Annotated in this window: 22 protein-coding genes and 1 pseudogene; 2 read left to right on the top strand and 21 right to left on the bottom strand. The window is 64.7% G+C overall.

What is annotated here, in order from left to right; all coding sequences use genetic code 11:
• The first annotated feature begins 5 nt into the window (after positions 1-5).
• Positions 6-1,052, top strand: a complete 1,047-nt coding sequence (locus DSM100688_RS01155; RefSeq protein ID WP_163146761.1) for a glycosyltransferase family 2 protein — start codon at positions 6-8, stop codon at positions 1,050-1,052.
• A 13-nt stretch (positions 1,053-1,065) separates the two neighbouring features.
• Here the strand turns inward: DSM100688_RS01155 and DSM100688_RS01150 are convergent, their stop codons facing one another.
• From DSM100688_RS01150 to DSM100688_RS01045, 21 genes and pseudogenes are all read right to left on the bottom strand, one after another.
• The gene (locus tag DSM100688_RS01150; protein ID WP_163146760.1) at positions 1,066-2,187 is read right to left on the bottom strand and encodes a glycosyltransferase; all 1,122 of its coding nucleotides are present in this window, start codon (positions 2,185-2,187) and stop codon (positions 1,066-1,068) included.
• A gap of 70 nt (positions 2,188-2,257) precedes the next feature.
• The gene (locus DSM100688_RS01145; RefSeq protein WP_152357334.1) at positions 2,258-3,805 is read right to left on the bottom strand and encodes an oligosaccharide flippase family protein; all 1,548 of its coding nucleotides are present in this window, start codon (positions 3,803-3,805) and stop codon (positions 2,258-2,260) included.
• The gene (locus DSM100688_RS01140; protein ID WP_152357333.1) at positions 3,802-4,935 is read right to left on the bottom strand and encodes a glycosyltransferase; all 1,134 of its coding nucleotides are present in this window, start codon (positions 4,933-4,935) and stop codon (positions 3,802-3,804) included. Before DSM100688_RS01140 ends, DSM100688_RS01145 begins: the two co-directional genes overlap by 4 nt.
• A complete protein-coding gene (locus tag DSM100688_RS01135; RefSeq protein ID WP_163146759.1) occupies positions 4,932-6,083 on the bottom strand; it encodes a glycosyltransferase in 1,152 nt (383 codons plus the stop codon). Before DSM100688_RS01135 ends, DSM100688_RS01140 begins: the two co-directional genes overlap by 4 nt.
• Positions 6,073-7,080 (bottom strand): DUF6625 family protein, encoded by a 1,008-nt coding sequence (locus DSM100688_RS01130; RefSeq protein WP_152357331.1) that lies wholly within the window; start codon positions 7,078-7,080, stop codon positions 6,073-6,075. Before DSM100688_RS01130 ends, DSM100688_RS01135 begins: the two co-directional genes overlap by 11 nt.
• 92 nt (positions 7,081-7,172) lie before the next feature.
• A complete protein-coding gene (locus DSM100688_RS01125) occupies positions 7,173-8,189 on the bottom strand; it encodes a glycosyltransferase family 2 protein (protein ID WP_152357330.1) in 1,017 nt (338 codons plus the stop codon).
• Positions 8,186-9,232 carry a glycosyltransferase family 2 protein gene (locus DSM100688_RS01120; RefSeq protein WP_152357329.1) on the bottom strand — a complete coding sequence of 349 codons (1,047 nt, stop codon included), beginning with the start codon at positions 9,230-9,232 and terminating at the stop codon, positions 8,186-8,188. The genes DSM100688_RS01125 and DSM100688_RS01120 overlap by 4 nt, the downstream gene beginning before the upstream one ends.
• Positions 9,229-10,449 carry a glycosyltransferase family 4 protein gene (locus DSM100688_RS01115; RefSeq protein ID WP_152357328.1) on the bottom strand — a complete coding sequence of 407 codons (1,221 nt, stop codon included), beginning with the start codon at positions 10,447-10,449 and terminating at the stop codon, positions 9,229-9,231. The genes DSM100688_RS01120 and DSM100688_RS01115 overlap by 4 nt, the downstream gene beginning before the upstream one ends.
• Positions 10,446-11,696: a hypothetical protein gene (locus tag DSM100688_RS01110; protein WP_152357327.1), complete on the bottom strand. Its 1,251-nt coding sequence runs from the start codon at positions 11,694-11,696 to the stop codon at positions 10,446-10,448. Before DSM100688_RS01110 ends, DSM100688_RS01115 begins: the two co-directional genes overlap by 4 nt.
• Positions 11,689-13,461 (bottom strand): glycosyltransferase, encoded by a 1,773-nt coding sequence (locus DSM100688_RS01105; protein WP_239519270.1) that lies wholly within the window; start codon positions 13,459-13,461, stop codon positions 11,689-11,691. Before DSM100688_RS01105 ends, DSM100688_RS01110 begins: the two co-directional genes overlap by 8 nt.
• A complete protein-coding gene (locus DSM100688_RS01095) occupies positions 13,458-14,654 on the bottom strand; it encodes a glycosyltransferase family 4 protein (RefSeq protein ID WP_239519269.1) in 1,197 nt (398 codons plus the stop codon). Before DSM100688_RS01095 ends, DSM100688_RS01105 begins: the two co-directional genes overlap by 4 nt.
• A complete protein-coding gene (locus DSM100688_RS01090; protein ID WP_152357326.1) occupies positions 14,651-16,123 on the bottom strand; it encodes a polysaccharide biosynthesis tyrosine autokinase in 1,473 nt (490 codons plus the stop codon). Before DSM100688_RS01090 ends, DSM100688_RS01095 begins: the two co-directional genes overlap by 4 nt.
• Positions 16,124-16,128: 5 nt before the next feature.
• Complete coding sequence (locus DSM100688_RS11855; RefSeq protein WP_204316609.1) at positions 16,129-16,653, bottom strand: hypothetical protein; 525 nt, start codon at positions 16,651-16,653, stop codon at positions 16,129-16,131.
• 299 nt (positions 16,654-16,952) lie between these two features.
• Positions 16,953-17,600, bottom strand: a complete 648-nt coding sequence (gene scpB / locus DSM100688_RS01080; protein ID WP_152357629.1) for an SMC-Scp complex subunit ScpB — start codon at positions 17,598-17,600, stop codon at positions 16,953-16,955.
• Positions 17,601-17,614: 14 nt separating this feature from the next.
• On the bottom strand, positions 17,615-18,490 hold the full coding sequence (locus DSM100688_RS01075) for a segregation and condensation protein A (RefSeq protein ID WP_152357325.1): 876 nt from the start codon (positions 18,488-18,490) through the stop codon (positions 17,615-17,617).
• A gap of 5 nt (positions 18,491-18,495) precedes the next feature.
• A complete protein-coding gene (locus DSM100688_RS01070; protein WP_152357628.1) occupies positions 18,496-19,335 on the bottom strand; it encodes a ParA family protein in 840 nt (279 codons plus the stop codon).
• Positions 19,336-19,499: 164 nt separating this feature from the next.
• On the bottom strand, positions 19,500-20,477 hold the full coding sequence (xerD, locus tag DSM100688_RS01065) for a site-specific tyrosine recombinase XerD (RefSeq protein WP_152357324.1): 978 nt from the start codon (positions 20,475-20,477) through the stop codon (positions 19,500-19,502).
• A gap of 384 nt (positions 20,478-20,861) precedes the next feature.
• The gene (gene rplT, locus DSM100688_RS01060) at positions 20,862-21,245 is read right to left on the bottom strand and encodes a 50S ribosomal protein L20 (RefSeq protein WP_152357323.1); all 384 of its coding nucleotides are present in this window, start codon (positions 21,243-21,245) and stop codon (positions 20,862-20,864) included.
• Between the two features lie 51 nt (positions 21,246-21,296).
• Entirely contained in the window at positions 21,297-21,491 is a 195-nt protein-coding gene (rpmI, locus tag DSM100688_RS01055) for a 50S ribosomal protein L35 (RefSeq protein ID WP_152357322.1), read from the bottom strand.
• A gap of 18 nt (positions 21,492-21,509) precedes the next feature.
• On the bottom strand, positions 21,510-22,211 hold the full coding sequence (gene infC / locus DSM100688_RS01050) for a translation initiation factor IF-3 (protein ID WP_152357321.1): 702 nt from the start codon (positions 22,209-22,211) through the stop codon (positions 21,510-21,512).
• Between the two features lie 308 nt (positions 22,212-22,519).
• Positions 22,520-24,120, bottom strand: a pseudogene (locus DSM100688_RS01045) (spermidine synthase).
• 204 nt (positions 24,121-24,324) lie between these two features.
• Between DSM100688_RS01045 and DSM100688_RS01040 the strand changes: the two are divergent.
• Positions 24,325-25,065: a thiamine diphosphokinase gene (locus DSM100688_RS01040; RefSeq protein ID WP_152357320.1), complete on the top strand. Its 741-nt coding sequence runs from the start codon at positions 24,325-24,327 to the stop codon at positions 25,063-25,065.
• The last annotated feature ends 77 nt before the right edge of the window (positions 25,066-25,142 follow it).

The following is a 25,142-nucleotide window of genomic DNA, read 5'->3' as shown; positions in this document are numbered from 1 at the left end:
GTGACATGGAACATATCACGCCGGACGCAGCATCAACGCAACCCGAACAACCCGTTCTCGTCAGCGTGATCGTGCCGGTGTATAACGTCAGACCGTATCTGTCGGAGTGCCTGGACGCCTTGATCGATCAGACCTACCGGACGTTGGAGATCATCCTGATCGACGACGGATCGACGGACGGATCGGCGGCGATCTGCGACGCATACGCCGCACAAGACGACCGTATACAGGTGATCCATCAAGCCAACCATGGGCAGGGCGCGGCACGCAACGTGGGTCTCGACCACGCGCAGGGCGAGTACATCTGTTTCGTGGACGCGGACGACGTCCCAGACCGCAGGTACGTAGCGACATTGGTGCACGGCATGGATGACCACGGCGCCGACATGGCCACGATTCGGTTCAGCCATATCGACGAGAACGGTCATCCGATCGTCCGGCACGCGCCGCACAACCGGTACGACACCATCGTCACGCTGACCAGGGAGCAGGCCCTTGCCCTGATACTCACCAACCAGCTGGAGTCGTTTCCATGGGCGTACGCGGTCCGAAGCGCACTGTATAACGGCCCGAAGCGCATACGGTTTCCCGAAGGTCAGGTCATGGAAGACTCCGCCACCACCTATCGGGCCATGGCCAACGGCTCGCGGCTGGTATACCTGCCCGCTCCCGTCTACGAATACCGCATACGGCCCGGTTCCACCATGAACGGCAGCAATCCGGCCATCACACAGGGCTCCATCCTGAATTGCGCAAGAATACTCAGAACGGTCGATGATCTCGGTCTGCCGGACAACGATGTCATGGATATCCGATGCCATTACTTTGAGATCCTCATCGCATGCCACTACACCCTGTTGAAAGACCACCGTCTATGCCGCCACGATGACGACTGCATGACGCAAGCCCGATACGTCGCCTCACTGGCGCAGTCATGCGCCGAACATATCGATCCGTCCCGACTGCCTCCGGGCACACGTCTACGCTGGCAGCTGATACGTCGGGGACTGTCGCCGATGGTCGCATTCATCGAGCGCATGGTCCGCCGCTAGGACAAGTCATGGTTCAACGCAATCCCAGCAATTCGAACAGCGGCGATTCATCCTGCGCGTCCGTCCAGTCCAATGCCGCGAGATTGTTCGTTATGCGTTGCCGCTCCTCGGGATGATCGGCCAGACGGATGATCGCATCGGCAAACGACTCCGCATCGGCGGCGCGAATGAATCCCGTCTGCCCATCGACGATCTGTTCGCGGAATGCCGGAATATCGGTGACGACCGCAGGAATTCCCAGGATCTTGGCCTCCTGCACCGTCAAGCCGAATCCTTCATGCCGCGAAGTCTGCACGTACACGTCGGCTTGTTTCATATATGGATACGGGTTGCTCACCTCCCCGCGCAATAGGAATCGTTCGTTGAGTCCAAGTTCGTCAATCAAGGTCTGCAGTTCGTCACGACTCGCCCCTTCGCCATACACCTCCCACAGGAACGGCAGCCCGCGATCACGCAACATGGCGGCGATGCGCACGCTCAACGCAAGATTTTTCTCCGACGCCAGCCTGCAGACGGTCACGATTCGCAATGCCGCGGCGCTCATCTGCGTTGACGGCGGCGTCACGGCAAGCATCGCCTTACGTCGGACCCGATCAACGTCAACGGGATTGTGCAGCACGCGGGCCCGGTCGGCAAGTCGGGGATACTGTCGGACAAATGCTTCCAATGCCGTATCCGACACACAGAAAATACGGTCATAGCATCTTGCCAGACACCGATACGTGTCCTTCAGATCCACATCCTCATTGTGCACCCATGTGGCATGAACCGGTGCACCGATACGTCCGCCGATAACGGTGTTGATATGGTTATATCCTTCGAAATCCAGCACGGCATCAAACGAACCCGCGGGAAGCCCGGTCAGATGCCGGCCGGCGTATGCGAACGCCAGATGGTTCCGTTTGCCGCTGAGCAGATACAGCGTCTTGCGGACCAAACGCATCCACCATTCCGGATGATCCCCCTCCATCGGCAATGTGCCAAGGAAACGGCTCAATACGCTGTCGGCGCTGACATATGCCACCGTCACGCCTTTGGGTAGCAGATCCCTCATCACCTTGATGTTCGCCCGTGTCACGAACACCACATCGCATCCTTGCCGGCATAATAACGACATCATTCTGAACATCGCCATTTCGGTGCCGCCTCGCATATGGTGACAGCCACATACCGCAATACGTTTTCTCATTGTCGTTCACCGCCCATCATCGTCTCGCCACGGGTCGTACGAACCCGCGCACCACATCCCACATCTCCATACGTTCCTCGCGATGCAGCACCACGAACGCGCACGGCACGCATGCCATCGCCGCACAGCCCAACGCCGTCGCCGTCAGCACGGTCCAACTGCGCGCGGGAACGAGGACATGGCACAGCGCCGTCACCGCCAGCATGACGGGCAATGCGGCCAGTCCCCGCGCCTCGGCGGAGAACACGCTCCCCGCCGGTATGCCCATGCACCACGACGCATACAGCGGCAACGCCACCAGGTTCTTGGCCGTATCGAGCACGGCGGCCACGACGATGATCGGCCAGACACCCCAATCGGTCCACATCAGCATCGGGATCACCAACACGATGTTGAGCACGCCGCACACCAGGAACATCAGCGACGGCACCTTCACCTTGTTCATCGCCGTATACACGTTGCTGATAGGGCGGCCGCAGCTGCCAAGCAGCATGGCAAGCAGGGAGACCACGCCCATCGACTGCAGCCATCCGGCATCCTCGCCGGGGGCCCAGAGGCGAAAGAAGTCCGTGCCATACACGATGAGGAACCCGCAGGGCAGCGACAGCACCAATCCCATGAACCGAATGGCACGGCCCAGCGAACGGCTCATGTCGTCCTGCCGGTCCTGGGCATACAGACGAAGCACGCGCGGTGCGAACACCGACGAGAGCATCGAGGCCACATTCGTCAGGAACTGCGGCATGGTCTTGGCGATGGAGTACTGACCGGCCACCAGCGCGCCCAGAAAACGGTTGGCCAGAAAGATATCCAACGCGATCAGCAGCGTGTAGCTCGCCGAGTCGACCGAATTCCATATGCCGGAGCTCACCAGTTCACGGACCGCGCGCATGCGGAACGACGACCGTCGGGCCGCCAGCTGCGGCGTCAGTTTGCGCGTATAGTACATATCGGCCGCGCACCGATACAGGTTGAGCGCCAGCATGGACGCGGCGACGAAGCAGAGCATCGGCCTCCACAGGCAGAACAGCAGCAACAGCACGCCGACGCGCAGCACGTTGCCTTCGATGTTGCGCACCGCGTTGCGGTCGAGCCGGTCGCTGACGTAGTACACGCCGCCGTACACGGATGTGACCAGTGAGAATTCCGTGCCGATGGCGCAGAACAGGAACGTCATGCGCACGTCCTCCACCAGGTTCGTCGGAATGTTCATCACGGCCTGCGGGAACATGACGACCAGCGCATACGGCACGGCGAATGCGACGGCAAGCACCATGTCGGCGATCATCACCGAACTGAAGTACTCGTTGGCCTTCGCATAGTCGCCGCGGTTGTAGGCGACGCCGATGAACCGTCCGGCCATCGCGTTCAACGCGCTGGTGAGGATGCCGGCGTAGCCGATGAGGTTGTTCACCAATGGAATGAAGCCGTAGGCCTCCGCACCGAGTGTGGCGATGATATATGGCGTGAGCAGGAAATTCACGCCGAGCTGCACAAGGAACGCGATGATCGTCGCCGTCATGCTGACCACCAGGCGACGGCGTTCGTCACCCCGTTCGTTCATGATCTGCCTCCTTCGGTCAGGTAGATGCGCTGCAGCATCGCCGCGGTGGCACGCATGTCGAACCCCGCCGCGGCCACACGCGACGCATACGACGCACGATCCACCCGCCGGGCGACACCCTCACGCAACACGCGCGCCCACGTCCGCGCGTCATCGGACAGCGAACAGAACCGCAACAGATCGGTGACCGTCGCCTGACCCGTCACCGCCTCACGCGACGCCACACACGGCAAGCCGGCACACTGCGCCTCCACCAACACGAACGGCAGGCCCTCGAGCGTGGACGGCAACACGAACCCGTCCATCGCCTGATACAGCTCATGCATGTCGGCCCGCCCTCCGCCGAGCATCAGCACAGCGCCATCGGGCAGTCCCCGCGCCGCTATGCCACGACGCAGCTCGTCTTCCAGATCTCCCTGCCCGGTGACGATGAACACGCTTCCCGGTTCCATACGGCGGTAAGCGGCGAACACGTCCAGGGCGAAGAGCGGGTTCTTGCGGCTGTTCAGATGCCCGCAGAACCCGATGACATGCGCGTTGTCCGGTATGCCGAGCCGTGCACGGACCATATGCCGCGTCGCATCGTCGAAGCGGAAGAGACCGGTGTCGATGCCGTTCTTCACCCACGTATACGGTTCGTCCGGGAACAGGTACGCCGCATTGTCCGAACAGACGAAGTATCTGGTCGGATACCGGTGCACCTGTCGATCGATTAATCGGGCACGCCATCCTTGATGCTGATCCACAAGGAGACCGTCGCCCTCATGCGAATGCAGGATGCGCAGGTTCACGCCGCTCCTTGCGGCTGCCGCCAGCGGATACACGTAGGGGAAGCAGACGTTCATATGCACGCCGCCGATCTCCGGATGCTCGGCGAACAGCCGCCGCAGCTCCGTCTCGGCACGCCATGGAGAGCGACGAAACGGGTAGATGGAGCGGAATACCCGCCCTCCCAGATCGCGCGCTTCCTCCTCGTACGCCATGGGCGGCATGTCGTAGGGGATCAGAAAGTCGAATTGCACCAGATCGCGGTCGATCTGCCGATACAGGTTCATGATGAACCGTTCGACGCCGCCGCGCACCCATGTCATCCCCTGCTGGAGGATATGCATCCGTCCGTCACCGTTCATGATCTGCCTCCTTCGGTCAGGTAGATGCGCTGCAGCATCGCCGCGGTGGCACGCATGTCGAACCCCGCCGCGGCCACACGCGACGCATACGACGCACGATCCACCCGCCGGGCGACACCCTCACGCAACACGCGCGCCCACGTCCGCGCGTCATCGGACAGCGAACAGAACCGCAACAGATCGGTGACCGTCGCCTGACCCGTCACCGCCTCACGCGACGCCACACACGGCAAGCCGGCACACTGCGCCTCCACCAACACCGTGGGAAACGCCTCATGCTTGGACGGCACTATGAACCCGTCCATCGCCTGATACAACTGGTTGACGTCCGATCGGTCACCGCCCATGAACAGCACGGCGTCATCGGGTAATCCCAAAGCGGCCATACGACTTTTCATTCCCGACACGGAACCGTTCCCGATCACCATCATCCTGCTCTTCGGTCTCATGGACCGGTACCGCGCAAACGCTTCCAAGGCGAACAACGGTCGCTTCGCATCGGTCAGGTACCCGCAGAAACCCAGAACATCCGTATCCTCATCGATCGCATACCGGTGCCGAACGGATTGACGAACGGCGTTGTCGAATCGAAAACGCGCGGTATCGATGCCGTTCTTCACCCAAACATATGGCTTGTCCGGAAACATGAACGCCGCAGCCGTATCGGAGCAGGCGCAATACCGCGAAGGATACCGATCGATCTGCCCACGGACCAAACGATCACGCACCATGGCGGCGACCCTGCTGCGCATATCCTGCCCGGACTGTGCGGCGAAGGCACCGTGCGCATGCAGTATCCGCAGCCGAATACCGCACGCCCGAGCGACCACCAGCGGATAGGCATAGGGGAAACAGGCATGCACATGCACTCCGATGATGTCCGGATGCTCGTGATACACCCTCAGCAATGAATGCCTTGCCTGATACGCCGATTCCGACTGCGAGTACTGCACCCGGAAGATCCGACCCCCATAGTCGGCAATCTCCTCTTCGAAGGCCAGTTTCGGCGCATCATGAGCCGCGAGAAAATCGAATTGCACCAGGTCGCGGTCCATGTTGCGGTAAAGATCCATCATGAATCGCTCAATGCCGCCGATGGAACCGAACATACCCCACTGCATGATGCGAATCGGCCTGTCAGCAGTCATCGTGCCTCCTTCCCCGACATGAACGACCAGCCGCCGTTCGCAGACGGTTCCACCAGAACCGCGCGTCTCCCGCGACCATTGCGATATGGTGACGTACCTCATCGGACCTACGCCGCCATCGCACGGTGCGGACATTGTCCGCGGTCACCCGTTCCACGGGCATCGGTTCGAACGAGTTCGGCAGTATCTGGAACCGGCTCGCGTTCATGTCGCAATCGACGCGCATCCTGCGCCGCTGAAAATGCAGATACATCAGCTCCTGCCGTTCGAACGTGCCCAGTCTGACGAAGCTGCGGCGCAACGTGCCATTGTCCCACTCGTATACGGCACGCAAGTACGGTTCCGTCAGGAACATGTCGAGTTCGTCGTCATATCGTGTCAGCCGTATCGACGTGCTCCGCGACGACACGTTACCGGAGCGGTCCCGCATATAGATCGGGAAACCGTACGTTTGGTAGATGCGGTTGATGTTGGTGGACAGATAGCTTTCGTCGAAGGTGAAGCCGTCGGACGATTCCAGCACCTCGCGATACAGGTTCCGACCATCCAACGGCAGCATGAACCGACGGTTGTTCTCTTCGGTGTTGCGGTACAGCGCCAGGTGGCCGACCGGGAAAAGCTTGTCGTAGCGATCAAGCATATCCCGGGTGATGAAATGGTCTAGTTTGCCGAAGATAAGATCGCAATCGCAATGCCCCCAGAACTCATATCCATGCACATAGTCACGGAACAGATAGCCGTACATCGGTCTCAGATCGCATAGCTTATACGGATTGGGCAGTTCCGGCGCGAAGTCGAACGTGCCGCGCACCCGGGCCTGCATATCGGCAAACGACTCATAATGCACCGTCACGTTGGCGGGGTACACGTACGGGGTCCGGTCATCGGTGAAGATCAGCCAGTCGTAGTCCGCGTTCATGCCGCACGAGTTCAGGAACAGCTGGAAGTAGTTCGGAAAACGACCGTAGTACGGCAATATGATGACACACTTATTCACGGCCACTGACTCCTTCCCGACCCCTGCCATACGGCAACTGCCCTATGCCGCCCATGGGATCGCGTATCCCCCACCGCACCATGCGCATTGGTCTATCGTCCATCGGAAACCTCCCGCATATTCATCAGTCTCCCCACGCAACGCCATGCCCGCACGCACCATCTGAAGCAGTACGGCATGTGCCCGATCATCCAGATCTTCGCCTTGCGCGACAGGGAGACCTGGCCGTCGGCATATGCCGCACGCGAATACGCGCGGATGGCTTGTGAGTATCGCCGCACTTCCCGCGGATACGCGCCTCCCATCAGGTAGGTGAACAGCACGTCGTAGCAGCGCATCGTGCGATACACAGCGAGCGCCGTGGCGTCCTTGTACCCTTCCGCGGCCAGCCGTTCGCCGGTGAGTTCGGCGATGGTGATCTTGTTCTCGATCGTTCCGACGAAGCTGGAGCAGATCGACCGTTCGCGTCTGCGATACCGGTAGAGCGGCCGCTCGTTCATAGAGACCACATGCGCCCGGTAGTAGGCGATGGCGTTGACGTAGTAGTCCTCGCTGGTCAGCCCTTCCGGGAAACGCAAGGTCGTTCCCCGGTCCAATACGTCACGGCGATACAGCCGCCCCCATGCCGCGTCGGGGATGCGTCGGCCGATGTACAGCAGATCGAGCAGGGCCTGCAGACCGGTGTACCGACACGTCTCGTATCGGGGCGCGTCCAGCGTCGTCGTTCCGTCATCCGAAACCACACGTAGACCGCATACTGCGACATCCGCCCGATGCCGACGCATATCGTCCATCAGCACGTCGATCATCGTTGGTTCGATGATGTCGTCGCTGTCCACGAATGCGACGTATTGCCCATGCGATACGGACAGTCCCGCGTTACGTGCGGCGGACAGTCCTTGATTGGTCTGATGGATGACACGGATACGAGCGTCCTTCGCCGCCCATGCGTCGCAGAGCGCAGGGCAGGCGTCGTCCGATCCGTCGTCCACGAGAATGATCTCCAGCTCACGGTAGGTCTGTTCCACGACGCTGGCGACGCATGCGTCGAGATAGTCCGCAACACGATAGACGGGGATGATCACGCTGACCATGGGTTTCCCGTTCATGATCTCACCCACGCGATCATATGTCGTGCCGTCCATCGGCACCATCCATATAACCCCAGCACGACAGGGCTGCGGAACGACAGCGTCCATGCCGCCAACGCGGTTGCCGGATCCGTGGCGTTTCGGCACCGTCGCGCGGCGGCATGCACGGTCCCGTCCCGTGCGATCTCCGCGATCATCCCGCGACGCAGCCGCACGTTCGCGGGCTCGAACAGCCGCCCCACGATGACGCCTGTCTGATGCACGAACGAGCCGTCAAGCGCGGTGACGCACCGACGGTCATCCCATCCGGCCGTCAGACGAAGCATCTCCTCATGCACCATTCGGCGATTACGGAACCGATCCCGGCTCAGGCTGTTGCAGAGGCTCTGTTCACGCGATACGTAGCGGTACAGCAGGTCGGGGATGCATGCCATGCGATCTGCCATGGCGATCAACGCCGCATTGAATACCTGATCGCTGCCGACATGCAACGACTCGTCAAACCGCACATGGCTGCGTTCGATGAACGACCGCTCGTACAGCTTGTTCCACACCGGGTTCAGGGAGTACTGCCGCATCATCTCGAAAAGATACGGTTCGATCTGGCCGTGCGCCGTCGTCGCGGGCATGGTCATCGCATGCCGTCCGGTTTCCCGATAGGCTCCCCCGGCATACCGCATGTTGCGGTTGCCGCCTGCCACGATCTGGCAGTGCCGCGACATCGCCGTTCCCAGCATGGTCTCGATCATGTCGGGTTCGGCGATGTCGTCCGGATCCGCGAAGGCGATGTAGTCGCCCGTCGCCGCGTCCAGTCCAGCATTGCGGGCGGAGGCCACGCCGCCGTTGCCTTGGTGGATGACCCGCACCCGCGCATCCTTCGTGCGCCATGCGTCGCACATGCGCGGGCTGTCGTCCGTGGACCCGTCGTCGACGAGGATGATCTCCAGACGGCCGTGCGTTTGGCTTGTGATGCTGGCCATGCACTGGTCCAGATATCGCTCGACGTTATACACCGGTACGATGACGCTGACCAGCGGCCGTTCATGCATCGGCTGATTCATCGTGCGTGCCTCCTTCTGCGGGCGCTGCGGGTTAGTACCGGCAGACCGTCCAGCAACGCGGCCCATTGCGTAACGATCGCGTCACGGTCGAACCGGCGCGCGTCGTCCAGCGCATGCCGTGCGAACCGTCGCCGCAGCTCCTCGTCGTCCATGAGCGACGCGACGCAGCGGGCCATGTCCGTCACCGACAGTTCGTCGACCAGCCAGCCGTTCAGGCCATCCGTGACGATGTCCGCCGGGCCGGTCGGGCAGTCGAACGCAGCGATCGGCAGCCGGTGGGCCTTGGCTTCGAGCAGCACCATCGGCAGTCCCTCGTAGCGTGAGGTGAGCACGAACATGGCGGCGCGGCGCATCCAGCCGTCCATGTCATCCGTCTGGCCGGCCAGGGTCAGCCGGCCGTCCAGTCCGGCGTCCGCGATGCGCCGTTCGAGCATCGGCCGGTCCTCGCCGTCGCCGAGGATCACCCATCGCCAGTCGGGCCGGTCCGGCAGCACGCGTGCGGCCACGTCCACGAGCAGGTCGAAGCCCTTCTGCCGGGTCAACCGACCGGCGCTGAGGATGAGCCGGGAGCCGGCATCGTAGGTCGGCGCCGGCGTGACGGCGGGCATCGGGTTAGGGATAGCGACGACCTGGCGGCGCGTCGCGAACCGGCGTTCGTAGAGCGCCCGGTCGGTGTCGGTGAGCGTGACGATGCGGTCGGCGCGGCGGGCGGCCCAGCGGCGGGTGAGTTCGCGGTACGGCACGTCAGGGTTCGTCAGGCAGTTGAAATGCTCCCAGGAGACGACGCTGACGCCGGTCAGCCGTTTGACCGGCAGCGCGTACAGGTCGAGGATGCCGTCGATGTCGACGAGCACGTCGACCTGCTGCCGTCGGACGAACGAGAACAGCTTCGCGACGGTGGCGGCGTATCGCCAGACACCGTGCACGGCGAACGGGTAGAGTGCGAAGCGGCGTATGCGTTCGTCGATCGGGAAGCACGGGTCGTCATGCTCCTCGAACAGGCTGACGAACGAGATGCGGACGGGCGGTTCGCCGGCGATCGTCGTAACGTCGGCGGTGTTGGTGGCGTTGGTGCCGGCGACGTTGACATCGGTATCGACGTACCGTGCGACGAGCGCGTTCGCGATGGTCGTGGCGACGCGTTCGGTGCCGCCGGAGCGGGTGATATCGCCGGAGAAGAACGCGATGTGACGGCTGGTGCGTGGCGCGGTGTTCATGCGAGGCCTCCGTCCATGATGCGGTGCGTGGGACCCGGCGATGTGCGGTGCGGCGATCGTCGGCCTGCCGGGAGCGCGGACAGTATCCGCATCTCGCCGTCCGCGATCCGCTGGTACCGATTGACGACCAGCAGGTGCAGCACGGGGAACGTGGCGGCTTCGTGGCGTGTCCACGAGCCGAAGTCGGGTTCGAAGACGAACGAGGCGAGCGCGTAGCCGAGGAACACGCACAGGGCGAGGAACAGCGCGGGATCGCGGATCGTGTTGATCTGCCGCAGCAGGTTGATCAGGTATCCGGTCACCATGAGCTGGAACGCGAAGAACGGCAGATAGTAGACGCCGCGCAACGCCAGCTCGACCGGCACCATCATGCGCAGCGCGTTGACCGCATAGTTGGCCATGAACACCGGCAGGCCCTCCCCCGGTATGAGGTTGCGGATATAGGTGACCGAGTCGACGCTGCCGAGCATCGCCTGATCGTAGCCAGCGCGCAGCGACATCACCTGCGCGTATTCGGCGGGCATGAGCCGGCTTGCGACGGCAATCATCGCCCATACGCCGGCGAAGAGCAGCGCGACGATCGCCGCGACGTCGACCGCGCCCAGCCGACGCCGGCGTCGGCGGAAGGCCGACAGCACCGCGTACACGGCCAACGCCAGCGCGGCGACGAGGATGTAGTACGCGCGAAAGAACACGCTTTCGCCGTACAGCACCGCCGCGGCGAGCGCGATCTTCGCCGTCGGATGGTCCGCAGGGAACGTCAGCACGGCGTAGACGGCGAGGAAGAACACGAATTGGATGAGATCCTTGCCGATGGTGAGCACGTAGATGTTGAGTAGTCCGGCCGTCGCCATCAGGAACAGCAGCTGCGCCGTGTCGGGGGCATCGGCGCGCAGCATGAGCCACATGGTCACGACGGTGAACGTCAGCCCCATGCACACGGACCAGCCGAGCATCGTGTCCAGGCCGAGCAGGTTGACCGACGCGAACAGGTTCGCGGCGACGCGATACGATCCCTCCCATGCGATCAGCACGCTCGACTGGCCGGTCGCCATCGCGAGGATGCGGTTGTTGTCGTAGAAGTATTTCGCCGGCAGCACGAACGCGACCATCAGCTTCGCGGCGACCATCGCCAGCGGCACGCCGACGATGAGCAGGTTGCGCATGCGCGCGTCCGCCGTCATGCGGCGCAGCCTGCGGGCGCGACGTCCGGTCGCGGTCTCGTTGCATACGGTGCGGTCACGCATGGCGGCCGCCTTCCGCCTCGGCCAGCGCATCCAGATACCAGTCCTGCAGCCGTTTGGCGTTCGTGACGATGTCATAGCCGGCGTCGGCGACCATCCGGACACCCCCGGCCCGCCATGCCGCCCCTTCGTTGATGCCGGCCTGCGCAAGCGTCGACTCGGCCCATCGCTCCGGACCATCGGCGAGCGATGCGACGCGCACACGGCCGGTCACGTCGCATTCCACGGGCACCCGTTCGGAGATCACGCACGGCAGGCCGGCCGACTGCGCCTCGATCATCGTGACGGGCAGCCCCTCGTACAGGCTGGGCAGCACGAACACGTCCATGCCCTGCATGAGCCGGGCCACATCGTCGCGTATGCCGAGGAATCGCACCGCGTCGGCGATGCCGAGTCGTGCGGCCTTGGCCTGCATCGCATGCTTGAGCCGGTCATCCCGTTCGCCGCCGCCGACCAGCCACAGCACGCTGTTCGGACGTCTGCGGCGCAGCACGGCGAACATGTCGAGCAGGAACGTGTGGTTCTTCTGCGGGAAGAACCGGCCGACGTGCCCCACGACGAGCGTCGCGGGATCGACGACGCCGAGCTCACGGCGGACCGTGGCCGCGACGTCGGCGTCGTACCGGTATCGCGCGGTGTCGATCGCGTTGCGCAGGATGGTCGTCCGCGGGCGCGCCGCATGGCCGAACAGCCAGTCGCCGGCCTCCCGGCCGCACGCGAACCGGTGGGTGGCATACCCTCCCAGCCGCAGCCGGAGCCGGAAGTATTCACGGAAGACGAGTTTCGCGTCGACGCCGCGCGGCCGGTTGTGCGCGTGGGCGATGCGCACCGGCACGCCCTCCTCGGCGGCGATGCGCAGCGGGAAGTAGCTACGTTCCTCGAGGTTTGAATGGATGATGCGGTATTCGGGATGGCTGCGCAGGAACGCGCGGAACTCACGCCGATACCGGCCGAAATACTGCGGGTACATCGGGCACATGCGCCGGACGCAGCCGCCGAGCGCCTCGATCTCATCCTCGTAGGCGCCACGCCAGTCGCGGTTGACGAGGAAATCGTAGACGACCTTGGTGCGGTCCATGTGCCGCAGGTAGTTCATCATCATGGTCTCCGCGCCGCCGCGGTCCATCACCGTGTCGAGCACGAGCACGCGGACCGGGCCGTCACCGCTGGCGACGGCATCACACGATGAGTCAACCGTACGGGTAACGGCATGACCGGCCGTGCCCGTCGCGTCGTCCGCATTGCTCGCGTCGTCCGCATCATCCATGTCGCCCGTTGCCGCGAACCGGATGCGTTCGACGGATAGACCGCCGTTCGATCGTACGAGCGACCCAGCCGGTATCGGCCGGTCGATCACGCTGCCGGCGCCGATCACGCAGTCGTCGCCGATCGACGCGCCCTTGAGCACGGTTACGTTCGAGCCGAGCCAGCAGTGCCGGCCGATCGTCACGGGGGCGACGGCGTATCCCGAGTCACGGTACGGCACGGACGGATCGGCGAAGCGATGGTTGTGGTCGTAGACACGCACGTTCTCGCCGAACACCGTGCCGTCGCCGATACTGATAGACCGCATGGCATGCAGCGCACAGCCGTTGTTGAAGAACACGTCGTCGCCGATGACGATCTCGCCGTCACCGTCCACGGTGGCCTGGAAGCCGCGGCGCATGTGCCACGCCCGCCCCCAGTGCATTTTGCGGCCGTACAACATCCGGTACAGCAGCTTTGTCAGCAGACCCGTGAACCGGTACCACGCCTTGACCGCGTTCATGCCGCGTTCCGTCCCGCGACGCCGGCGCGCGCCACATACTGCGCGGCGATGTTCTCCAGCATGTCCTCGACGCGGAAGCGCGTCAGGAACCGTTCGCGGACACGCTCCCTCGGCAGTGGATCCGCGAGCAGCCGCTCCACGGCCGCCGCGCCGGCGATCTCATCGCCCACCGGGAACAGCAGACCGTTGCGTCCCTCGCACACGACCTCCTCGCTGCCGGTCACATCGCTCGCCGCGACCGGCACGCCGGCGCGGATCGACTCGATAAGCGAATACGGCAGTCCCTCATACAAGGAGCACAGCAACGACACGTCGAAGGCGGCCACCAAGGTATCCGCGTCGCTGCGGTCCCCCAGGAAATGCACGTTGGCGTCGATGCCGCACGCGGTGCAGAACCCGCGTACGTCGCCTTCCAACGGTCCGGAACCGACGAATGCGACGTGCACGCGCGGATCACGCGCAATCAGCAGCCGGGCGATGCGGGCCGCGGTCATCGGATCCTTCTGGTCCACGAGCCGTGCCACCACGCCCACGATCGGTACGTCCTGCGGCAGTCCGGCCCGTTGCCGGGCCTGCCGGCGCGAAGGCATCGGCACGTCCGCCAGCCCGTTGACGATCACACGCAATCGGTCCGGGGCTGCCAGATGCCGGGCCAGCGCGATGTCTCGCTCCCCTTCGGACACGTTGAACGTGCAGGTCGTCGCGGCGCGGGCCATGACCAGTTCCGCGGCCGTGTACAGCCGACGCTTCCACCGACGCACCTGCGGCGATTGGAACGCGTAGGCGTGCGGCGTGTACAGCACCACCGGCACGCGGCACAGCCAGGCCGCCGCACGGCCGATCACGCCGCCCTTGGTGCTGTGGCAGTGGACGATGTCCGGGCGGACATGACGGATCGTGCGCACCGCCGCGGCCAGCGCCGACAGGTCGTGCCTGGGATCGATGTTCCGACGCAGATCGTCGCAGGGAATCATCCGCGCGTGGCGGCGCAGTTCCGGCATGCGCGACCGGTAGTACGCGTCCATGCGGCTGGTGCCGTACAGCACCGTCACCGCGAAGCGCGACGGGTCGAGTCCCGTCACCAGATCGGCCACATGGCGGCCGCATCCGCCCATCGCCTCCTGCACGATCAGGACGCGCAGCCGCCGGTCCGAATCCATGCCCGGCCCGTGGCCGTACCGGTTCCCGCTCATCGGGCATCACCGGCCTTCCGTCCGTCGGCGGCGTCCGCATCCGAAGACGACAGGATTCCGCCGTGCCGCTTCGACCCGGCGTAATACACGTCGTAGGTCTTCGACACGAACCGGTTCGGGTCGGCGAAGTTCCATACCACACCGACCGGCTGCACGCCGATGGCGTCGAACTCGTGGTCCATCTCGCGCAGCTGGTTCCGGTCGGCGAGTCCCTGTCCGACGACGATCACGAGCCGGGCGCCCTGTTTGGCGAATATGGCTGCATCGTTGGCCACGGTCATGGGTTCGGCGTCGACCACCACCCAGTCGTACTCCTGCGATACGTCGCGCAGCAGGTCGCTCATGGACCGCGAATTGATGAGGATGCCGGGGTTGGCGACGCGGCGGCCGGCCGGCAGCACGAAGAATCCGGGTTTCCAGTACTGTCGCGCGGCGGTCGTCATGTCGACCTGACCGGTCAGCAGATGGCTCAGGCCCACGCCGCCTTCCATGTGAAGCCGTTGCGCGATGGAGGGATGCCGCAGATCGGCGCCGATGAGCAGCACCTTGCGCCCCTGTTCGGCGAACGCCGACGCCAGTTCGATCGACAGCGTCGTCTTGCCTTCGCCGGAACCGTGCGAGGAGATCACGAACACGTTCGACAGCTCCACCCGATCGGGTACGACGAAGGTCAGGTTGGAGGCGACGCGGCGGATCGTCTCCGCTTCCAGCGATTCGGCGTGACGGATGATGACGGGCCCGTCCTGGAACGTCGCCTCGCGCGGTATCGCACCCAGCAACGGCGCATGCAGCAGCCGCTGGATCTCCGACGACCTGCGGACGCGGTTGTCGCACAGTTCGAGCACGATGCCGCAGAAGCATGCGAGCGCGCAGGCGGCCAGCGTACCGACGCCCAGAATCGCCTTCACATTGGGCGACGACGGCGAGGATGCGGCGACGGCCTCGTTCACGATGGACAGCCGCAGGTGAGAGGGGATGTAACGGTTCGCGTCGCTGCGGTCCGGCGAGGCCAGTTGTCTGGCGAGGCTGGATGCGGCGGCGTTGGCGATGTCCGCGGCCCGCTGCGACTGCTGATCGGTGGCGGTGATCGTCACGAAGTATCCGTCGGATACGGATGCCGTCAGATGGTCGGCCAGGTCCTGCGACGACGACAGTCCCAGCTGGTCGGCCACGCCGTCCAATACCGCCGGGGTGGTGACCAGCGCGGGGATCAGCTGCAGCTGCTGGTTCACATAGTCGGTCGGCGCGTATTGGAAGCCGTTGCCGGACGACGCGTTCGCGCCGGCCGAGGCGCCGTCGTCATCCATCCCACCGTCCGCGCTGAAGCTGATGTAGACGCGGGTCGAGGCGTCGTACATCGGCGTCTGCAGGTACAGGTATCCGCCGACGACGATCAGTGTCGCCACCAGTACGGCCAGTTCGAACCGCCAACGGCGTCGCAGCGTTTCCGCGATGTCCTGAAGCGTCATGGTCTTCACGCCTCGGCAAGCGGTTGTGCGGCGGCGGGGACGGCCGACGTGGCCGCGGCTTCGGCGGCGCGGCCGGCGGTCCCGAGCGCTTCGGCGGCGTCGTTCGGCGTATCGCGCAGTTCGGTGCGCAGGCGTGCGATCTGGTCCTCTAGCTCCTGGATGCGACGCACCTGCAGCACGATGATGCGCTCGTCCTCGACGATGCGATGGTGCAGGCTCACGGCATCGGCGCCCTCGGACGCCGTGTCCGGCACCATGATGCGGTGCATGTGCGCGTGGGATTCGACCGGCGGTCGGTCGCCCCGCCAGCGGGCGATGCACCGCTCGATGCGCTTGTAGCCGATCACCTCGGGTCCGAGGCCGGATTCGCGGAAGATCTGGACGCCGGATTCACCCTGCCAATACCGGCGCATGCATTCCTCGCGGAACGCCGTCGTATAGGTGATGCGGGTCGCCGTGACCCTGGACACCGCGGCCAGGGACCGCAGATAGGCTTGTTCCTCCTCGTTGAACCGATCCCGGCTTCTCACCGCGTACCTCCGCACGACCACGTGCCGGGACGGTGCGTCCTGCTACGCGACGCATGCGCGTCCGATTCACCGCACCGTAGTCGACTCAGAGGCAAGGGGCGACGACGATACCCCCCCCCCAGGAAAATTCGCATCGCACAGCCATGACGTTCCATTCCCTAGTTCAAGATCGTTCGGGTCATCGCTTTCGCAATATACACCGTACGTACTTGTTACGGGGGTATGAGCGGCGTCAGACCTTGCAATCGCTGGCGTGTCACATCGGGGGTATCGGGTGGACTACGTTGCGTGGCGACCAGTCAGTGCCGCGAGCCGGACGCGGCGTCATGCGCCACGTCGCCGGCGGAGTCCGGCAGGAACGGGGCGAGCGACGGCAGGTCGTCGAGCGAGTCCAATCCCAGGTATTCCAGGAACAGCGGTGCGGTGACGAGCAGCGCGGCCCGCGATTCGGGGTCCACGCCCTGTTCGCGGATCAGACCGCGCACGGCGAGCGAACGGATCACGCCGTCCGAGTTGACGCCGCGGATCGCCGCGACCTGCGCACGCGTCACCGGCTGACGGTAGGCGATGATCGCGAGTGCCTCCAGCGCGGCCTGCGACAGTCGCGCGGCCTGTCCGCCCGTCACGAACGCGGTGACGACCGGCTCGTACGCAGCACGGCTGGCATACTGCCATCCACGTGCCGTATGCCGCAGTTCGAAGCCCCGCTGCGTGATCTCATACGCGTCGCGCATACGTTCCAGCGCCGCGCCGATCAGCGACGCGTCGATACCGAGCACGCGCGCGAAATCCTCTTCGCGCTGCGGCTGGTCGGCGGCCATCAGGATCGCTTCGAGGCAGCCGCGCAGCCCGCCCGGATAGTCCTCCACGGCGACGATCGCGGGTGCCGTCGCGACCGCCGCAGTATTCGCCGCATCGGTTCCATCGTGCGTCGTGCCGTCATCCATCACATCATCATCCGTCATGCGAAATCCTTCTCACTGATATCGATGTCCGCACCATCCGCCGCACCGTCTCCACGATCCAAGCCAGCCGTACCGGACACACCGGCCGCCCAGCGCACATGCAGCGGCGCATACGGACCGTCCTGTTTGAACTGCACCGCACCCTGCTTGAAGAACGCGAGGATCGCCAGGAACCGGGCCACGATCTCGATGCGGCTCGTCGCATCCGCCGTCAGTTCGGCGAACGTGATCGATCCTCCGGCCGGCAGCGCGCGCAACCGGTCGCGCACCAGCGCCGATTGGGCGCGCAGGTCCACGAGCGGCACGTGCAGCTGATGCGTGGACACCTCGTCGGCGGGCGCGTTGGCGAACGCGTGCGCGGCGAGGCGCGCCAGATCGTCGGGAGTCAGCGTCCATACGAGATCGGGCAACATGGCGGCGACCGCGTCATCGACCGCGGCGGGGTGCGGGAACCGTCCGGCGTTGGCGGCGATGCGCGCGCGGAAGTCGCCGGCGGCGCGTTTGAACGCGCGGTACTGCAGCAGCCGGGCGAACAGCAGGTCGCGTTCGCGCAGCGCCTCCATGCTCGCCTCGTCGCGCGCGCCGTCGTCGTCGCCGGGCAGCAGCGCCGCGCTTTTCGCCTCGACCAGCACGGACGCGACGTCGAGGAACGCACTGGCCTCGTCCATGTTGCGCGCGAAGTCCATGCCGCGCACGTACGCGAGAAACTCCTCGGTGATCGCCGACAGCGACACCTCGGTCAGTTCCAGCCGTTTGTTGGCGATCATGCCGAGCAGCGCGTCGAACGGACCGGCGTACACGTCCAGACTGACGTGGAATCCGGCGACCGCCTCAGCCTCCTCGTCGCCGGCCGCGCGATCGGCGTCGTCCATGCGGCTCAGGCGATCACCCCGCGGGCGATCAGCTCGCGCGCCACCTCGCGGTACTCCTTGCTGGTCTTGTGGCCGGGCGCGTAGATGGTGATCGGCGCGGCCGCGACCGTGGAGTCGGGCAGCTTGATCGACCGGGAGATGACCGTGTGGAACACCTTGTCCTGGAACGCCTCGTAGATGCGCTGCAGCACTTCCTCGCAGTGCAGCGTGCGCGTATACATGGTGACGAGCACGCCGTAGATCTCGAGGCCCGGGTTGATGCGCGACTGCACCTTTTCGATGGACTGCATGAGCAGGGCCACGCCGCGCAGCGCGAAGAACTCGGCGGCGACGGGGATGATCACGCCGTCCGCCGCGGTGAGCGCGTTGACGGTGAGCAGGCCGAGCGACGGCTGGCAGTCGACGATGATCACGTCGTATTCGTTGCGGATCGGGCGCAGCACGCTGGCGAGGATCTGCTCGCGGCCGACCTCGGTGACGAGCTGCACTTCGGCGGCGGACAGGTCGATGTTCGCCGGGATGATGTCGAGGTTCTCGAATTCGGTGTGCTGGATAACGTCGTGCACGTCCATGCGCGGGTTGAACAGGGCCGTGTAGATCGTGTTGTCGATGGTGTTCGCGTTGATGCCGAGGCCGACGCTCGCCGCGCCCTGCGGGTCGAAGTCGACGATGAGCACACGGCGGCCGTACTGGCTCAGCGCGCCGCCGATGTTGATGGAACTGGTGGTCTTGCCGACGCCGCCCTTCTGGTTGCACATGGCGATGACCCGCGCCGGACCGTGCTGTCGCAGCGGTTCGGGGGCGGGGAAAGTCTCATATTCGCGTCCAAGCAGATCCGTAGGCATACCGTTTACCTTATCATCACCGTCGCTGATGTCCTTCGACGCGTCGGCCCGGACCGGCGCGGTCGCCTCCAGATCGGGCATGTCGAGGGCATCTTGCTGAAATCTCACATCCCTTATCATCGCACTTCGGCGCGTCAAGTCGGCCGAGCCGGTGTCCGCGTGTCTCATCGCGCCCGCGGGTGCGCGGTCAGATACGTTTCGATGAGGTTCTCCGGACTGACGTGCGTGTAGATCTGCGTGGTGGTGACGGATGCGTGGCCGAGCAGTTCCTGCACGGTGCGCACGTCGGCGCCGCCCTGGATGAGATGCGTGGCGAACGAATGACGCAACGTGTGCGGGTGCAGTGGCTTGTCGATGTGGGCGCGCGCGCCGGCGAGCTTGATGATCTCCCAGACCGACTGGCGGGACAGTCTGGCCCCGCGTTTGTTGAGGAAGATCGCGCGGCGTTCCGGGACTCCGCGTCTGCGGGCGGCCTCAAGCGTGGGACGGCCCTCGTCGAGATACCGGCGCATCGCCGCGCAGGCGTAGGTGCCGAGTGGCACCAACCGCTGTTTGGAGCCCTTGCCCATGAGCCGGGCCACATGCTCGTCCAGATCGATGTCGTCGAGATTCGCGCCGACAGCCTCCGACACGCGCGATCCAGTGGCATACATGAACTCGAGCAGCGCCTTGTCGCGTAGCAGCACGGCGTTGGCCGCCGCCTGGCCAACTGGTGATGCCGTGCCGCCCGTCGGCATCGGAGACGGCTGCGGCACCGCGTCGAGCAGCCGCGCCACCTCATCCACGGTGAGCACGTCCGGCAGGGTGCTGGCGCCCTTCGGCGCCTTGATCGCGGCCGACACGTCGTCGATCGCCGCATGCTCGGCCACGGCGAACCGGTGGAACATGTGTACGCTGGCAAGCCGGCGTGCTTTGCTGCGCGCGCTTTCGCCGCAGGAGTCCAACCAGGCGACGTAGTCCTCGACGTCCTGTTTGCCGATATGGCGCGGGTCGTGGATGCCGCGGCCGCCCAGCCAGTCGATGTATTTGCCGAGATCGGACTCGTACGCCGTGATCGTCGCCTTCGACAGGCCGCGTTCCACGTCGAGGTGCGCGAGGAATCGTTCCCGCAGCCGCGTCAGTTCGTTGTCCGAGTCACCCATGGTCCCCCATCATATGCGCCCGCGTATCCCCGCGTGGCGGAAAACGCTCGCCTGAGCCCTGCTCAGCGAGTCATTTCCGCCACGCGATACCATGTCTGGCGGTTTTCGCTCGCTGGCAGTGCGCCCAGCGAGTCATTTCCGCCACGCGGTGCGGTTCGTGGCGGTTTTCGCTCGCGAACGGTCCGCCCAGCGAGCGTTTTCCGCCACTCGGGGATGCGCCACGGCGAAAACACGAAACCCCGCACGATGGCGGGGTTTCGTTGCGAATGATCAGTCGTTACCGGACTGTCGATTTCACGCCCGGCGTGCTGCCGCACGCCCTTCGCGGATGCCCGTATTGCATCCGCTCACCTCGGCTATCGACAGTCCACCGGACTGTCGATTTCACGCCTCGGCAGGAGCGTTCACGTCGGCCGGCAGCGCGTTCTTGGCCTCGGCGACGATGGCCTTGAAGGTCTCCGGATCGGAGACGGCGAGCTCGGCGAGGGCGCGGCGGTCCAGCTCGATGCCGGCCAGCTTCAGGCCCTGCATGAAGCGGTTGTAGGTGATGCCTTCGGCGCGGACGGCGGCGTTAATGCGCTGGATCCACAGCTTGCGGAAATCACCCTTGCGGGCCTTGCGGTCGCGGAAGTTGTAGGTAAAGGAGTGCAGCAGCTGCTCCTTGGCCTTGCGGTACAGGCGGGAGCGCTGGCCGCGGTAGCCGGAAGCCCTCTCGAGAACGACGCGACGCTTCTTGTGGGCGTTCACTGCGCGCTTGACACGTGCCATAATCTATTCCTCAGCTTTCTAAAATATCTTCGCGAATTCGGCTTCCGGCGCTCAGCGGCCCAGCAGCTTCTTCATGACCTTGGTCTGCGACGGAGCCAGCACGGCATCGGCCTTCAGGGCGCGACGCTTGCGAGCGGACTTGTGCTCCAGGTTGTGGCGCATGGCGCTGCCGTTCTGGACCAGCTTGCCCTTGCCGGTGACGCGGACGCGCTTGGACGCGGCGGAATTTGTTTTCATCTTCGGCATTGCTGCCCTCCTTGTTGGTTACTTCTTTTCGGAAGTCTTCTTGTCTTCGGTGTCGTTCACCGCCGCCTTGGCTTCGGCCACGGCCTGAGCCTGAGCCTCCTGCTTGGCGGCCAGACGCGCGGCCTGACGGGCCTGACGCTCGGCACGGGACTGGTCGCCGCGTCGGCGCTGCTCGGACTGGGTGTGCACCTTCTTGCCCTTGGGCGCAAGCGTCATGATGATGTTGCGGCCCTCCTGCTTGGGAGCGGACTCAACGGTGCCGTACTCCTGCACGTCGTCGGCCAGGCGCTGCAGCAGCTCCACACCGCCGATCGGACGGGACTGCTCGCGTCCGCGCAGCATGATCGTGACCTTGACCTTGTCGCCGCCGCTCAGGAAGCGGGTGACGTGGCCCTTCTTGACCTCGAAGTCGTGGTCGTCGATCTTCAGGCGGAAGCGGATCTCCTTGATCTCCGCGGTGCTCTGATTGCGGCGGGCCTCACGGGCCTTGATCTTCTCGTTGTACTTGAACTTGCCGTAATCGATGAGCTTGGCGACCGGAGGCTTCGCGTTGGGTGCCACCTCGACGAGATCGAGGTTCGCTTCCTTGGCCAGGTTCAGGGCGACGGAAGTCGCGATGACTCCCACCTGCTCGCCGTTCGGTCCGATCAGACGCACCTGGGAGACGCGAATCTCGTCGTTAATGCGTGGTTCGTCGCTGATGATGACTCCAATCCTCATGGTTCCTCAGCGGGAGAATCCTGCCGGTAGCGGTCATCGCACGAGTCCATGGCAAGCCAAGACCAGCATGTGCATGCCGATCATCACCACGTTGCAAAAGTCGCAATCATGTGCATGTCGTATCGTTGGCGATACGTGTCCAACGTCGTCCGTTGGATCTGGCTGTTGCCGTGAACCCGAGGCCATGACAGGCTTCCAGGTGGGGTTGCCCCGCTTTCTTGATTTCTCAAGCCTTGTAGATAATACCATACCCCGCGACCTGCGCGTGTCGCACGTCGACCGCACGCCGTCCGTGTGGCACATGCCCGTCACTGCACGGCCTTGAGCAGTCCGGCGATGCCTTCCTTGCGCAGCAGTTCGCGGTACGGGCCGGCCTGTTCGGTGATGATGTTGTCGATCGCGCGCATGCCGAGCACCTCGACCGGCGCCTTGTCGTCGGTCAGAATCGTCACGTCGGTCCTCTCACGCGGGTCGTCGACCACCGTCATCCGCCCGGCCACCGCGTTCATCGTTGCGGCGAGCTCGTGACTGTGCGTGCGGTCGTACGCGCGCGTCTCGAGCGTCCCCGGATCGGACAGCGACGCCATGTCCTCGCCGTCCCGCATCGCGCCGTCCGCATCGCCGGCGTCCGCGTTCTTCGCGAACAGCTCGCGGTTCGTCGTGTCCGGCACGTCGGCCGTGCGCACGTTGGCCGAACCGAACACGGTCGAGATCGTGTCGGTGAGCGCCTCGTTGATCGAGCCGCGCCCGTCCGAAATCATGTTCATGTTGACGACCATCACGCCGCCCGGGTTCAGATGCGCACGCACCATCGTGAAGAACTCGGTCGAGCTCATCTGGAACGGGATGGTGATGTCCTGGTACGCGTCGACCATGATCACGTCGTACGTGTCGTGGCTGGCGGCGAGCCACGCGCGCCCGTCGTACGTCGACACGTCGATGTCGCTCGGCTCGTCGAAGTACTCCCCGCCAGCCTCGTGATCTTGCCGTCGATCTCCACGCCGGTGATCGCCATGTCCGGATAGTACTGGCGCAGCTGGCGCGCGTACGTGCCGGTTCCCATGCCGAGGATGAGTGCGGAGTCGGCCTTATCGGCGAGCGCGGGCGCGGCCAGCGCGGTGTCGTAGTACATGCCGGTGAGCCCCGGCCGCTTCATGGTGACGGACTGCACGCCGAACAGCACGTTGGTCGACAGGATCGTGCGATCGGACAGGTTCTTGACTTGCAGGTAGTTGTAGATCGACTCGCCTTCATACGCGATGGTCGACCGGTTCTCCCAGAACGCGAAGCCGGTCATCGGCGAGAACACGCCGGACGCGACGAAGATCACGGCCGCGACGGCGCACGCGACGCGGCGCACGCGCGCGGCGAGGAAATAGACGACCGGCAGACACAGCAGAAGCCCCGAGAAGATGAGGAACGTGACGAACGTGCCGACGGCGGGGATCGTCACGAACGTCGGCAGGAACGTGCCGAGGATCGAGCCGACCGTGTTGCAGGCGGACAGCCGGCCGACGACGGACGCGTTGTCGTCGAGCGAATCGGTGGCGAACTTGTTGAGGCCGGGCGTGACGGTGCCGAGCAGGAACAGCGGCGGCACGAAGATGATCATGCAGCTGACGAACGCGGCGACGACCAGGAAGTTCGTGGAGACGGTGACGATGAGCAGGCCGGAGACCGCGATGATGAGATACTTGCCGACGAGCGGGATCAAGGCGATCCAGACGGCGGCGACGAGGATGCGGAAGTACAGTTTGTCGGGGTTCGGATCGCGGTCGGCCCAACGGCCGCCGAAGACCGCACCGAGCGCGAGGGCGATCATGATGGTGCCGATGATGATGGTCCACACGATCTGCGAGCTGGAGAAGTACGGCGCGAGCAGGCGCGATGCACCGAGTTCGGCGGCCATGACGGCCATGCCGGAGAAGAATTCGGTGACGTACAGGAAGATCTTCGATCTGAGGATCGGCCGTTCCCGTTTCGCGTCCGCCTTCGCCATGTCGTTCCTCCCGCTCGCTCGTTCGCCGCAGTGCGCGTATACCGTGAGCCTACACCACCGCCCGTCGTCGCGCACTGCCCGGTTCGGCCGCGAGCGAGGCGTACAGTGGAGCCTATGAACGAACAGACTTGCGTGATTTTCGCGGCGGGCGAATACTACGACGATCCGATCGACGTGCCGGACGGCGCGTTCGTGATCGCGGCGGACGGCGGACTGGATCACACACACACGCTCGGCGTGCGCGCGGACGTGGTGATCGGCGACTTCGACTCGCTGCACGGCGCGCGTCCGGCCGACGCCGACCGTACGATCACGCTGCCCAGCGAGAAGGACGACCCCGATCTGCTGAGCGCGATGAAGGTCGGGTGGTCGCGCGGCTGCCGCACGTTCCATATATATGGTGCGCTGGGCGGACGCATCGACCACACGATCTCGTCCATCCAGCTGACGGCGCTGCTCGCGCATCACGGCGGCATCGGGTTCCTGCACGGCGACGGCACGATCGTCACCGCGATCCGCGACGGCGCGCTGTCGTTCGCGGCGCACGACGCGGCGCCCGGCCGCATGGTGTCGGTGTTCGCGCACACGGACGTCGCGCGCGGCGTGAACGAGCCGGGGCTCAAGTACGAACTGGTTGACGGCACGCTGACCAGCGACATGGTGCAGGGCGTGAGCAACGAGTTCCGCGCGGACGTGCCGGCCGAGATCAACGTGCACGACGGCACGCTGATCGTCACGTTCCCGGCCGAGGCCCCGATGCCGCGGGTGACGCGCTACCACGGATTCGGTGGCGATCTCGGCGCGCTCGACACCGACGTCTCCCCGCTGCTCGTGGCCGGCGATCATGGCATGTGAGCGTTCACGGAAAGTTTGCCCAATAAGCGGAAAACACGCCCCGAAACGTTGGCAATAGTACAGACGACGCATTAGAG

This window comes from Bifidobacterium ramosum (assembly GCF_009299505.1).
GTDB classification, from domain to species: Bacteria; Actinomycetota; Actinomycetes; order Actinomycetales; family Bifidobacteriaceae; genus Bifidobacterium; species Bifidobacterium ramosum.
Note: the sequence above shows the minus strand (reverse complement) of the source record. Positions and strands in the feature narration are given on the sequence as shown.